The sequence below is a fragment of the uncultured Bacteroides sp. genome (genome assembly GCF_937912035.1).
Lineage (GTDB): Bacteria > Bacteroidota > Bacteroidia > Bacteroidales > Bacteroidaceae > Phocaeicola.
This window is the reverse complement of the sequence record NZ_CALDPF010000047.1, coordinates 50709-65026: the sequence shown is the minus strand read 5'-3', so window position 1 is coordinate 65026 and position 14318 is coordinate 50709. Positions and strand designations below refer to the sequence as shown.

The 14318-nt window shown below is 41.1% G+C and carries 7 protein-coding genes; 6 read left to right on the top strand and 1 reads right to left on the bottom strand.

Annotation, left to right across the window (positions count from 1 at the left end; all coding sequences use genetic code 11):
- Positions 1–64 precede the first annotated feature (64 nt).
- Genes Q0486_RS13715 through Q0486_RS13690 form a run of 6 tightly spaced genes read left to right on the top strand, consistent with a single transcriptional unit; the run spans position 65 to position 13053 of the window.
- Complete coding sequence (locus Q0486_RS13715) at positions 65–4708, top strand: translocation/assembly module TamB domain-containing protein (RefSeq protein ID WP_299234482.1); 4644 nt, start codon at positions 65–67, stop codon at positions 4706–4708.
- A gap of 38 nt (positions 4709–4746) precedes the next feature.
- Positions 4747–7071 carry a BamA/TamA family outer membrane protein gene (locus Q0486_RS13710; protein ID WP_299234479.1) on the top strand — a complete coding sequence of 775 codons (2325 nt, stop codon included), beginning with the start codon at positions 4747–4749 and terminating at the stop codon, positions 7069–7071.
- Between the two features lie 47 nt (positions 7072–7118).
- Positions 7119–7937, top strand: a complete 819-nt coding sequence (locus Q0486_RS13705; RefSeq protein ID WP_299234539.1) for a peptidylprolyl isomerase — start codon at positions 7119–7121, stop codon at positions 7935–7937.
- A gap of 31 nt (positions 7938–7968) precedes the next feature.
- Positions 7969–9219: a pitrilysin family protein gene (locus Q0486_RS13700; protein WP_299234476.1), complete on the top strand. Its 1251-nt coding sequence runs from the start codon at positions 7969–7971 to the stop codon at positions 9217–9219.
- Positions 9216–10532: an MATE family efflux transporter gene (locus tag Q0486_RS13695; RefSeq protein WP_299234473.1), complete on the top strand. Its 1317-nt coding sequence runs from the start codon at positions 9216–9218 to the stop codon at positions 10530–10532. The genes Q0486_RS13700 and Q0486_RS13695 overlap by 4 nt, the downstream gene beginning before the upstream one ends.
- 16 nt (positions 10533–10548) lie before the next feature.
- Positions 10549–13053: an ATP-binding protein gene (locus tag Q0486_RS13690; RefSeq protein ID WP_299234470.1), complete on the top strand. Its 2505-nt coding sequence runs from the start codon at positions 10549–10551 to the stop codon at positions 13051–13053.
- Here Q0486_RS13690 and Q0486_RS13685 read toward each other — a convergent pair.
- Positions 13046–14272, bottom strand: coding sequence for a peptidoglycan DD-metalloendopeptidase family protein (locus Q0486_RS13685; RefSeq protein ID WP_299234536.1), 1227 nt, complete (start codon positions 14270–14272; stop codon positions 13046–13048). The two genes, Q0486_RS13690 and Q0486_RS13685, sit on opposite strands and share 8 nt — an antisense overlap.
- Between the last annotated feature and the right edge of the window lie 46 nt (positions 14273–14318).

The following is a 14318-nucleotide window of genomic DNA, read 5'->3' as shown; positions in this document are numbered from 1 at the left end:
AACAATTTATATTCAATTGTAGTTATTTTTTTAGTATATTCGCAAACATAAAGTAACACAGGACATGAAAAAGTTTTTAAAATGGGCCGGAATAATAATATCTATTCCATTCGCCTTACTCATAATATTATCAATACTGATATACATTCCACCGATACAGAATTTTGCTGTCAAGAAAGCTGCTTCCATAGCTTCCGAAGCCACTGGTATGGATATAAGTGTAGGTAAAATAACACTTTCATTTCCACTCAACCTGAACATACATAATGTATCTGCTGTTGAGCATAACGACACAATATTGAGTGCGGGACAAATAACCCTGAAGATACAGATGCGTCCTCTTTTGAGAAAGCAGGTAGAAATTGACGCATTCGGACTTGAGGATATCAGCCTCAATACCAAAAACATGATAGAGGGACTGACATTGAAGGGACAGTTAGGAGAGTTGTATCTGGAATCGCACGGTATAGCACTAAGTCCGGAAACAGCCATTATTAACGAAATCAGAATAAAGGATACAGACTTAGACGTATGCCTCGCGGATACTGCGGCAACAGACACAACAGCAAGCGAGCCACTATATTGGAAAATAATGCTACATAAAGCTGAAATTGATAATGTGGCATTACGACTGAAAATGCCACTTGATAGCATGAACATGAAACTCAAACTTGGTTCGGCGTTACTGGCTGGAGGTATAATAGACCTGCATAAGGAAGAATATTCCATTGAGACTTTCTCTATAGGAAACTCTACAGCCGAATATACAACCGTAAGTACTGATTCCATAATAACAGAAGGATTCAACCCTTCCAGAATATCACTTTCAGGCATTAATGTAGGAGTGGATTCTATCTATTATTGTGGTAACAACATCAAAGCCGATATCAAAGACATAAGGATGAAGGAGAGTTGTGGTATGGAAATTCTTTCAGCCGGAGGAAAAATTAGAATGGACGATAGAGGTATGAACATCTCAGGACTTGAGATGAAAACTACAGACTCCTACATAGCGATGCAGGCAGCTGCAGGGATTAATATGCCTGAATTGATAAATCGGCAAAGCCAAATAGGAAATGACGGAAGTATTTCTGCCAGACTGTTGGCCGACATAGGTAAGAACGACCTGTTCCGCTTCGTGACAGGTATGTCTGAAGATCTCAAAAGAGACTTTCCTTCTGTTCCACTACAAATCAGAGCGGGAATAAACGGAAGTGTGAATGAAATACAAATAACCTCGATAAGCGCTGAAATTCCGGAACATATCAGCCTTGTCGCCGAAGGATATGCAAATGACATGTTGGACAGTACAAAAATGTGTGCGCATATAGATGTAAAGGCCGATTTCCCCAATATGATGTTTACAAAATCATTACTAGGTACGACAATAATTCCAACAGACATGACCTTGAGCGGAGTGGTAGATATGAAAAGCGACAGTATTACTACATCAGTAAAACTGCTTCAAGGAGAAGGAAGTATGGAACTTAAGGCTGGATATATGCCGAAAGATGAGGGATATTTTGCAGGAATAGACATCAAAGACATGAACATGCATAATTTCATGCCGGAAGATTCCTTGTTCAGAATAACCGCAACAATGAAAGCTGCCGGAAGCGGGTTCGATTTTATGTCGCCACAATGCGTATTGAAAGCAAAAGCAGGCATATCTAACCTGGAATATGCAAAATACACACTGTCCGGCATAAATATGAATGCCGACTTGGAGAACAGCGAAATGAACGCTTTGATATCCATCAATGATAATATGATGGATATTTCGTCTACGCTGAATTGTAAAATTGGTAAACACAATGCGAATATCTCTCCAAAGGAAATCGTAGCAGGCATAAATACTAATATTAAAAGACTTGATCTGTATGCCATGGGAATTTCGCCTGAACCGTTTAAAACTGCCGGGACTATAAATATTGAAGCACAGACAGACATGAACCAAAGACACAATGCAAAAGTCAGGATAAGTGACATAAAGCTGATTACTCCGAAAAAGACTTTCAGTACAAAAGACATTAACTTTGGGGCTACTATGACGAAGGACTCTCTGAGAAGTTACATTAACTCTGGCGATATGACCATGCTCCTTAGAACAGCCGACGGAATGGAAAAGATCTCGGAAAAAATAACAAAAATAGCCTCTGCAGTGGAAAAACAATGGAAAAACAGAAGAATGAATCTGGATTCTATACGCGGTATGTTACCAGAAACGACATTCAGGATATTCGCAGGCGATGACAATCCTTTTGTAAACACATTGGAAATGCGTGGTATTGGTATCAATAAAATATATGCGTCATTTGCCACATCTCAAGTTAAAGGAATAGAAAGTAAAGCATATATCTATGGATTGCATACAGACAGTTTGAGTCTGGACACTATAAACTTCAGTGCCATACAGGATTCCACTGGAATTGTGTTGACAGGAGGTATAAAAGCAGGAAAAACAAAGAAACAGGAAGCGTTCGTAATAACACTGGACGGAGGTATACAGGACAACAATTGCCAAATCGGCGAAGCCAATGCCAGCCTAATGGCCAGATATGATAATGAAAAAGGTGAAACCGGAGCTCTTATAGGAATGAAGGCTGTGCTGCGCAAGAAAGGAATCAGTCTGCACGTATTGCCTGAAAAACCTATTTTAGTATACCGCAAATTTAATCTGAGTCCTGAAAATTACATTTTCCTTGCCGACCAAGGAAGGATACTGGCAGACATGCGCTTGCTGGACAATAATGGAACCGGACTTCAGATTTATTCCGTACCTGATTCAACCTCACTACAGGATATAACAGTTGCTATAAACCGTCTTGATATAGGTGAATTCAAGCGAATAATTCCTTATATGCCACCAGTAGAAGGTATTATCAATGCAGAAGCTCATTATGTGCAACAAAACGAAAAATCGTTTATGACTGCACTTGAGACAGGAATAGAGAATCTGGCATACGCGGGAACGCCTCTTGGAGACTGGAGCATGAGCGGTGTATATCTTCCTACAGATAATGGCGGGCATCACGTAGATGGATTCGTAACACACAATGGTAACACTTTGGCTGAAATAAACGGACAATATAAATCTGCGGGAAAAGAAGGTGAACAGGACAACATTAACGCACAACTTAACATGCAACGTTTTCCACTTAAACTTGCCGGCGCATTTATACCGGAAGATCTGGCATCGTTATCAGGATATGCCAGCGCAGAAGTTTCTGTAAGTGGGTCTACATCTTCGCCTGTGATAAACGGTAATATGCTGACCGACAGCGTAAACGTTTTCATTCCAATGACATCGATGAATCTGAGGTTTGAAAACAAGCCTATAACAGTGAAAGGCAACAAACTGCTGTTTGACAAATACAGCATTTTTTCAAAAGGAAAAAATCCATACATAATAGACGGAACCGTAGATTTCTCAGACATGGCAAACATGCGTATGGATCTGATGATGACCGCCAGAAATTTTGAGGTGTTCAACTCTAAGAAGAACCGTACGTCGCTGGTATACGGAAAGATGTATATAGACCTGAATACATCCATTAAGGGAACACCGGACGCCATTTCTGTTAAAGGTAACGCAAATATTCTTGGAAGCAGCGACTTTACATACATTTTGAGGGAATCGCCGTTGACAGTTGAGGACAGACTGGCAGGAACTGTGACGTTTGTTAATTTTGCGGATACTGCCGCCATACGGAGAAAGCCTCTTCAAGAAATGCGTCCAGGAGGTATAGACATGCTGGTAAACCTTCATATAGACCAAGCTGTGCAGTGCAAAGTGGACATAAACGAAAGCGGCTCAAACTATATGCGTGTGGAAGGAGGTGGAGACCTTGCTTTCCAATACACACCGGATGGGAACATGCTGCTGAATGGACGCTATCAACTTATGAGTGGTGAAATGAAATATGAAATGCCTGTCATCCCGCTCAAGACATTCCGTATTCGTGAGGGTAGCTACATAGAATGGACAGGTAATGTGATGGATCCACGACTGAACATCCAGGCATACGAAAGAACAAGAACATCTGTTACCCAAGAAGGCCAGGCAGCAAGAATGGTAGGGTTTGATGTCGGTGTAAGTATAACAAACAGACTGAGTGATTTGGGATTTGCATTTACCCTTGATGCACCAGAAGACGGGTCAATGCAAAATGAACTGGCTGCAATGTCTGCTTCTCAGAAAAACAAGGCGGCAGTGACTATGTTGGTTACCGGTATGTACATTTCGGACAGTTCGACAGCCAAACTGGACGCAAACAGTGCGCTGAACTCATATCTGCAGGGACAAATTAACAATATAGCTGGAAATGCCTTGAAAACCATTGACCTGAGTGTAGGTATGGAGACAACAAATGCTACTGAAACAGGCGACCAGCGTACAGACTACAATTTCCAGTTTGCAAAACGTTTCTGGAACAACAGAGTACGTGTGGTTATAGGTGGCAAGATTTCTACAGGTAATGCCGCAGTAAGGGATGAGTCGTTCATAGACAATATATCGCTGGAATACAGACTAGATAACAGCGGTACAAGGTACGTAAAGCTTTTCCACGACAAGAAATATGCCAATGTGCTGGAAGGTGAAGTGACTGAAACCGGAGCTGGTATTGTGCTGAAAAAGAAAGTGGCACGGATAAAGGATCTGTTCATTTTCCAAAGGAAAAAGAAAAAGAAAGAAAAAGAACAATAATTAATTTATAATTAAAAATGGACAACTAAAAGATACCTATGTTCAAATATAAAAACATACTATATATCATTCTCCTGACTGGAATGCTGCTTTCTGGATGTTCCACTACAAAGAATCTTCCTGAAGGCGAGACTCTGTATACAGGTATAAAAAATATCAATATAGAGGATAAGGACATATCAGAGCATGGACAAAAAACTCTGGACGAGGTTACAGCTGCAGTGAGTGTGGCTCCGAACAACTCTGTACTGGGAAGTGCGAAACATCGTATTCCTTTCCCATTCGGACTGTGGATATACAACAGTTTCCAAAAATATGAGAAAGGACTTGGCAGATGGATTTTCCGCAGACTGGCAGCCAAACCGGTAACAGTATCGTCTGTAAACCCTGAGACCCGTTCAAAAATTGCATCCAATCTGCTTAAAGATTATGGATATTTCAACGGAAACGTTACATATTCCGTAGACAGTACGAAAAATCCACGGGCTGTAAAACTGAGCTATGACATCAGTATGGGACGGGCGTATCTGATAGACACTGTGACGTACGAGGGCTTTCCGGAAAATGCGGAAGACATTATAATGAAGCATTTTGACGAAAGAATAATACACAGTAATGAAAATTTCGACGTAACTCGTCTGAACAGCGAACGTGAAAGACTTGTAAATCTTTTCAAAGACAACGGATACTATTTCTTCCGTGGAGAATATATTTCTTTTTTGGCAGATACTATTGCGAGACCGGGATACGTCAAACTGAAAATAGTGCCTGGAAGTAGTATACCTAAAGAAGCAAAAACTCAATACGTTATAGGGAAAACAGAAGTGCGGCTGATTGGTCACAATGGAGAACAACCGGAAGATTCTATATGTGCAAGGGACTTCACGGTTCACTACTTCGGGAAAAAGCCAGAACTGAGATATGGGGTTCTAAGGAAAAGATTCATTTACAGGAGCGGAGAAACTTATTCGCTTACAAGGCAGAACTATACTCAGGAGGCTCTTGCACGACTGGGAGTATTCAAATTCAATGAATTCCAGTATACTCCAAGAAACGGATCAGACACTTTGGACATAAAGGTAAACTCCATGTTCGACCTGCCATACGACAGTGAACTTGAATTCAATCTTACTACTAAAGATACAAAACAAACAGGTCCGGGAGCAAAATTCAATCTTTCGAGAAAGAATTTCATGCGTATGGGGGCATCGCTTAATCTGGAGCTTAAGGGCTCGTATGAATGGCAGACAAGTTCGACAGTAGATGGCCGTAGTTCGGTGATGAATTCTTATGAACTGGGAGCCGCGCTGTCATTGCAATTTCCACGCATCATCCTGCCTTGGCTTAAAGACAGAATAGACCCGTTCCGTTTCCCGTCAAATACGAACTTTAAGGTTTATGCAGAACAGATTAACCGTGCCAGGTACTTCAAGATGCTGTCATTCGGAGGAACAGTATCTTACAGTTTTCAACCAAAGAGAAGCATGAAACATTCCGTAACACCACTAAATCTGGCATTCAACACGCTGCAGAACAGGACTGAGGAGTTCAATCAGATAGCGGAACAGAACCCTATGCTTTTTTATAGCTTGAACGACCAGTTTATTCCCTCGCAGTCGTACACCGTGACATTCGACAATTCTTTCCGAAAGCGTAAGAATCGTGTGTGGTGGGAAAACTCGTTAACAAGCGCCGGAAACATCACTTCGCTAGTGTATGCGGCATTCGGACAGAAATTCACCGAGAAAGACAAAAAACTATTAGGTACTCCTTTCGCTCAATTTCTAAAATATTCATCTGAGGTACGAAATACCGTATGGTTCAATGATATGCATCAGTTGGCATTCAGAGCTATGGGAGGTATTATATGGTCTTACGGTAACAAGACTATAGCTCCTTATACTGAACAATTCTATGTGGGTGGAGCCAACAGTATACGTGCTTTCACCATTCGTTCCATAGGTCCTGGACGCTATAAGCCATCGGCCGACAACACTTATTCGTACGTTGACCAGACAGGAGATATAAAACTTGAGGCCAACATGGAGTATCGTTTCAGAATATTGTCTAAATTTGCAGGCGGAAATCTGAATGGAGCAGTCTTCCTGGATGCCGGAAATGTATGGCTTCTCAGAGAAGATCCTGCACGCCCTGACGCACAATTCACATTCAACCGTTTTTTCGATAGTATAGCTCTCGGAACGGGAGCCGGAATACGTTATGACCTGGAGTTTCTTGTTCTTCGTCTTGACTTGGGTATTGCCCTTCATGTACCGTACGATACCGGAAAGAAAGGTTACTATAATATCCCGCGCTTCAAAGACGGAATGGGATTGCATTTTGCCATAGGATATCCGTTTTAAAAACACAAGAAACAGTGAAAGCCATGAAAAAAACTTTTATTACATTAATGACCGCCATAATCATTATGGCATGTACAGGAAACAGCAAATCAGAAAAAATAATCAATATGGAAAATGTAAAAGGAACATTGGTACGCCTGGAAACAACTATGGGCAACATCACAGTGAAACTGTATGACGAGACACCTAAGCACAAGGAAAACTTCATCAAACTAGTAAAAGAAGGTGCATACGACAGTACTCTATTCCACCGTGTCATAAAAAACTTCATGATTCAGGCAGGCGATCCGCTCAGCAAAAATGCAACAGACACTACCACACTGGGAAGCGGAGATGTAGGTTACACCATTCCGGCAGAATTCAACAAAAACCTTTTCCACAAGAAAGGTGCTCTTGCTGCTGCCCGTCAAGGAGACGAGGTCAATCCAGAAAGAGAATCGTCAGGATGTCAGTTTTATATCGTTACCGGCAGAAAATTCAGTGAAGCCCAGATGATAAATATGGAGAATCACATGAATGAGGCTCGTCTGGAAGAGGTTTTCAACAATCTGGCACGTAAACACATGAAAGATATATATAAGATGCGTAAAGCCGGTGATACAGAAGGGTTGCTTGAACTTCAGGACTCTTTGGAATCGCAGGCAAGAAACATTGTTGATAAAGAACCTGCTTTAAAATATACTAAAGAACAGAAACAAGTATATACTACAATTGGAGGAGCTCCTCATTTGGATGGAGCATACACAGTATTCGGCGAAGTTGTAGACGGTATGGATGTTGTGGAAAAAATCGAACAGGTGGGAACAAACCGTGCCGATCGTCCTAAAGTGGATATCCGTATTATTAAAGCAGAAGTAATTGAATGATAGGAATAGATAGTTCTTTAGCTTTTAAAATATGATCTCCATAAATCGTCATATCCTTGAAAATGGCCTACGCATTGTGCACAGCGAAGATACTACCACTCAAATGGTGGCACTGAATGTGCTTTACGATGTTGGAGCTAGAGATGAGCATCCTGAGCATACGGGATTTGCTCATCTATTTGAACATCTTATGTTCGGTGGCTCCATTAATATACCAGACTACGACACACCTGTACAGAATGCCGGTGGGGAAAACAATGCTTGGACCAATAATGACATAACCAACTATTATATCACCCTGCCATGCAGCAATGCCGAGATAGGCTTTTGGCTGGAAAGCGACAGGATGTTGTCACTCGACTTTAATGAAAAGAGTCTTGAAATACAAAAGAACGTAGTAACAGAAGAATTCAAGCAAAGAAATCTGAACCAACCTTATGGTGACGTATCGCACATTCTTAGAGAAATGGCATACAAAACTCACCCGTACCGCTGGCCAACGATAGGGAAAGAAATAAGCCATATCTCCAATGCGACACTCAAAGAGGTTAAAGACTTTTTCTACAGATTCTACGCTCCAAACAATGCAATTCTGGCCGTAAGCGGAAATATATCATTTGAGGAAACGATACGTCTTGCCGAAAAATGGTTTGGAGACATACCGGCCAGAGATATCAACCGAAGACAACTTCCCCAAGAAGAACAACAGACAGAAGAACGCCGTATGACAGTGTTCCGCGATGTTCCTGTGGATACACTATATATGGCATTCCATATATGCGGACGCAGAGACAAAAGTTATCACACATTTGATATAATATCTGATATTCTTTGTAACGGACGCTCATCCCGCCTGATCCAGAAACTAGTCATTGAAAAAAAAATATTCAGTTCTATCGATGCTTATATTTCGGGAAGTATCGACAGTGGACTTTTCCACATTACAGGGAAACCGTGTGAAGGAATCAGCCTAGAAGAAGCCGAAAAAGCAGTATGGGAAGAGCTGGAGAAACTAAAGAACTGTCCGGTAACAGAAATTGAACTTGAAAAAGTAAAAAACAGGTACGAAAGCGAACAGATATTCAACAATATAAACTATCTGACACTGGCTACTAATATAGCATTCTTTGAGTTGATAAGCAAGGCTGAAGACATTAATGACGAAGTACATAAATATCGTTCTGTAACTCCGAAGCAAATTTCGGATACTGCAAAGAATTGCTTCATTCCAACAAACAGCAATATTTTATATTACAAAAAAGCATCTGATAAAACTGAATGAAACAACATTACCGCACACTACTGAGTTTGGGAATACCGATAGTTATAGGGCAAATAGGAGTAATAGTTCTAGGCTTTGCCGATACACTAATGATAGGACATCACAGTACCACTGAGTTGGCTGCAGCAAGTTTTGTGAACAACATGTTCAATCTGGCTATTATATTCAGTACAGGTTTTTCGTATGGCCTCACCCCTATCGTGGGAAGTCTGTTCGGACGTGGTCTCCGTAAAGATGTGGGACGTGCCCTCAAGAATAGCCTTGCTGCCAATACTTTACTAGCTATATTAGTATGCAGTGTTATGTCATGTGTATATGCAGCTATTCCAAACATGGGACAGCCTGAAGAACTGATACCATACATACGTCCTTATTTTCTCATACTGTTGGCCTCTATACCTTTTGTACTATGGTTCAACGGTTTCAAGCAATTTGCCGACGGAATAACAGATACAAAAGTATCAATGTGGATTCTGCTTGGAGGAAATATTCTAAATATTATCGGTAACTACATATTGATTTACGGAAAGTTGGGACTACCGGAAATGGGACTTTCAGGAGCTGGTATCTCCACACTTATATCAAGAATCCTTATGGTAATAGCTTTCGTTTCTATATTTTTCATGACAGACAGATATAAGGACTTTAGACAAGGATTCAGGCAAGGGAAAGTGAACAAGACCGAATTCACACATCTCAACAAATTGGGCTGGCCTATAGCAGGACAGATGGGAATGGAAACGGCATCGTTCAGCCTTAGTGCCATTATGATAGGTTGGCTGGGAAGTATGGAATTAGCTTCATATCAAATTATGATGGCTGTATCACAAGTATGCTTCATGATGTACTACGGTATGGGAGCTGCCGTTTCGGTAAGAATAAGTAATTTTCACGGACAGGGCGACATGGAAAATGTTCGTCGCACGGCTAACCACGGATTCCATATCATTCTGGTAATGTTACTTATGACCGGTATTCCAATATTTCTAATGAGAAATCATATCGGCGGTTGGTTTACTGACAGTGAAGAAGTAAGCAGTATGGTGGCAAGCGTAATATATCCATTCCTGCTATACCAGTTCGGCGATGCATTGCAGATAAATTTTGCCAATTCATTACGCGGAATTGCTGATGTAAAACCGATGCTTCTATACGCATTCATAGCGTATTTCGTAATTTCTCTCCCTGCAGGATATATCTTCGGATTTGTGCTAGACGGAGGACTGACAGGAGTATGGATGGCATTTCCATTTGGACTTACCAGTGCAGGTATTATGTATTGGCTACGTTTCAGAAAAAAAACTCATAACTAATTATTAATTCACCACTATGTTTTCCACCAAGACAAAACTGGCATTCGGATATATAATCCTTATAGTTCTGCTTTTAGGAGCGATAGGCTATGTTTACAAGCAGATGAACCTTCTTACTCAGCCTACAGGACTGGAGGAAAGCATATATAACCGCCGCCGTACGACACACAATATAATAAGCCGCCTGTACGAGACAGAAGTAATAGGACAGGCACTGCGTACCGGTAGCTCGGACGAAATATGGCTATATACAAGAGCTATGAAAAGAGTACATCTGTCACTTGACACACTGCGAAGCCAACTGACAGACACAATACAGCAGGCACGTATCGATACTGTAAATATGCTTCTACGTGATAAAGAACGTAATATGCTCGCTGTATTGGAAGCATTGCGTACTACTCCAACGGATATCATCTACAGAAAGCAGTTGGACAGCCTTCTGCACGAACATGACTCACTTATCACAGAGAATCATGTACGTCGTCGTGTAGTAACTCACCATAATACATACACTATCCGTCATGAGCCAAAAGGTTTCTTCCGAAGACTAGCAGATGTTTTTTCACCAGGGAAAGCTGATTCAACAGAGGTGAGTAATGTCGTGGAAGAAGTATTCACAGACACGATAGATCAGGTATTCAGCCCGATTGATACAATAGCGTCAATGTTGTCCGGTATTCAGGACAAAGTATTTCAGACACGTCAGGACGAACTCCGTACACTTAGTTACAGAATTAACCGCCTCAAGATAGCCGGAAGTCATCTAAGCCAGCGTGTAAACCAACTACTTGAGAGTATAGAAGAAGACGAGCAGTCAGCTTTGGCAGCACGCATGTACCACGAACAGTCCATCCGTCGTGATGCAGCTCTTGCTATGGCTGCGATATCTGTGGCAGCAATAATTCTGGTATTGGTATTCTTCACTATTATATGGCGCGATCTGACACGCAGCAATCACTATCGTAATGAGTTGGAAAAGGCACGCGATTATGCAGAAAATCTGCTCCGCGCACGCGAAAAACTTATGCTTACTATCACACATGACATTAAGGCACCTGCCGGGTCTATAATAGGATACACAGACCTTCTGGAACGACTTATAAACGACAAACGCCAGAAATTTTATCTTGATAGCATGAAAAATTCAGCCCAACATCTATTGGCTCTTGTTACTTCACTACTTGACTATCATCGTCTGGAAGCAGGTAAAATGGATTTGAATCCTGTGACATTCCGTCCGTACCGACTGCTGGAAGACATATTCAACAGTTTCCTTCCTCTGGCTGAAAAGAAAAAAATAGCCCTTAATTACCTGCCTGAGCTTGAACAAAATCTGACTCTGGAAGGAGACCCGTTCAGAATAAGACAAATAGTGGAAAATCTGTTGTCGAACGCCCTTAAATTCACCAATAAAGGTAGTATAACTCTAGAAGTGTCATACTCCGGTGTACGACTGAAATTCAGCGTAAAGGATACCGGTTGTGGAATGAACGAAACCGAACAGAAAAAGATATTCACAGAATTTACACGTCTACCCGGAGCACAAGGTCAGGAAGGTTTCGGACTTGGATTATCAATAACACGTAAATTGGTAGAACTTCAGAACGGAGAAATAAACGTTGAGAGTACCCCGGGGCAAGGCAGCTGTTTCAGTGTAACGATTCCTTTGCCTTCGTATATTCACGAAAAGCCCGTAGATGAGACGGTAAATGAGAGTCTAGAAGTTTCACTTTCAAATATTCGAATCCTCATAATAGATGATGACAGCATACAGTTACGTCTGACACGTGATATGCTTATGAGCATTATGCCAGTAGGTAAGGACACTGTTGATAACATAGTCTGCTGCCAGTATCCGGAAGAAGTATTCACAAGAATAAAAGAAGAAAAATTCGACATCTTATTCACAGACATTCAGATGCCTGCCATGGACGGATTCCATCTTCTTGACGAAATACGCGCCATTCCGCATGAACAAGCACAAACGATTCCGGTTGTAGCCATTACAGCACGTGCCATTCCGGATGATGAAGGATTCCGTTCGAGAGGTTTTGCCGCTGTACTACGAAAACCTTTCAGCAGAAAAGACATGCTACAAGCTATATACACCGTACGTGGAAATATTAGCAATATTACTGAAACATTGAATGAAGAGGATTCAGTTCCAGAAGACAACGGAAACAAAACAAGCTGTTTGAGTTGGAATTTTGCACGTCTCACAGAATTTTCCATGGACGATGAAGAAGCTGCACGCTGCATACTTGCCACTTTTGCCGATGAGACACGTAAAAATATACGTAAGCTTAACGAAGCAATAAACAACGATAATACAAAAGAGATATGTGCCATTGCCCATAAGATGCTTCCAACTTTCATAATGATTGAAGCCAAAGACGCAATACCCGCATTACAATGGCTTGACGAACATAAAGAAAAAGATACAGATCAGGCAACAGCCAGAAATCACGCACTAACAATTATAGAAGTGGCAACAAAAGCTGTTGAATCAATCACCTAAGAATCCATAATTCCGGATTCAGTTTTTCCTTTTCTTTTCGCAACTGGAAATGCAATACAGTATTGCCATCGGCATCAGTATTGATCTGACCGATTACATCACGTGTTTTAAGCTGGCTTCCCTGCTTGACAATCACAGACTCGAGATTACAATAAACAGATATATAACTTCCATGACGCACAAGCACATTAGCAAGTCCATTATACTGAAATACAGCGGTAACCTCACCGTCGAAAATAGTACGTGCCATTGCACCAGACTTGGCTTTGATGTCTATCCCCTTATTATCCAAACGGACATTCCTTAAACCCTCTACCTGATACTGCCCGTACCGGCCGACGATTACGTACGGTCCAGTAACAGGAATAGGCAAATTACCTTTGTTGCGTTCAAAAATTCCGGATAGTTTACGGTCTGAATCATCCACCTTATAGACGTCCATCTGTTTCTTTTCCTTAATGACATTCTTACTCTCAGACTGTTTTCTAACCTGAGATTCCTTACGTCTGCGCTCTTCCTCTTCTCTTTTACGTGCAGCTTCTATTTCTATGGCAATCAGACGATCTATTTCAGCATTAAGTCTATTTGCTGCCTTACGTTGCTTTTCCAGTTCATTACGAAGCTGAATTTGCTTCTTTTGCATAGACACCAGAATTTTTTTCCTTTCCGATTCCTGAATTTCAAGTTTCTTTTTCTCTGATTCCTGATGTTCGAGCAATGCGACCTTTGCTTTATACGTCTCCTCAGTAATCTTCTTATGTTCTTTTATTTCCAACAGTTTAGTCTTTATTTCTTCCCCTTTAAGCCGTTGGAAATCCGCATATTGTTTTACATAACGTAAACGTCTGTACATCTGGCTAAGATTATCAGCCGAAAAAATAAACATAAGCTTTTCTTGTATTGTACTGTTACGATGAAGATATCGGAGTGATTTTTCATAACGTTCACGTTTAAGCCTAAGATCCCCGTCCAATATTTTCGTTTCACTTTCCAAACGATTTATTTCCTGCTGAATACTATTCAAATCTCTCTGAATAGAAGTCAGATACCGGCGTCTTTCTGCAATCTGACCACTTATAAGAGCCAAATTATCCAACTGACTTTTAACATCTTTTCCCGTAGACTGAAGCAGTGTCTCCGATTCATCTATCCTACTGTGCAGCTCATTACGTTCTTTCTCCAACTGGCGAATCTTGGGTGTTGATTGCGGAAAAGCCATCTCAGGCAAAAGAAGGAAAAAAAGAAGAATAACAAGTGAAAAGCAG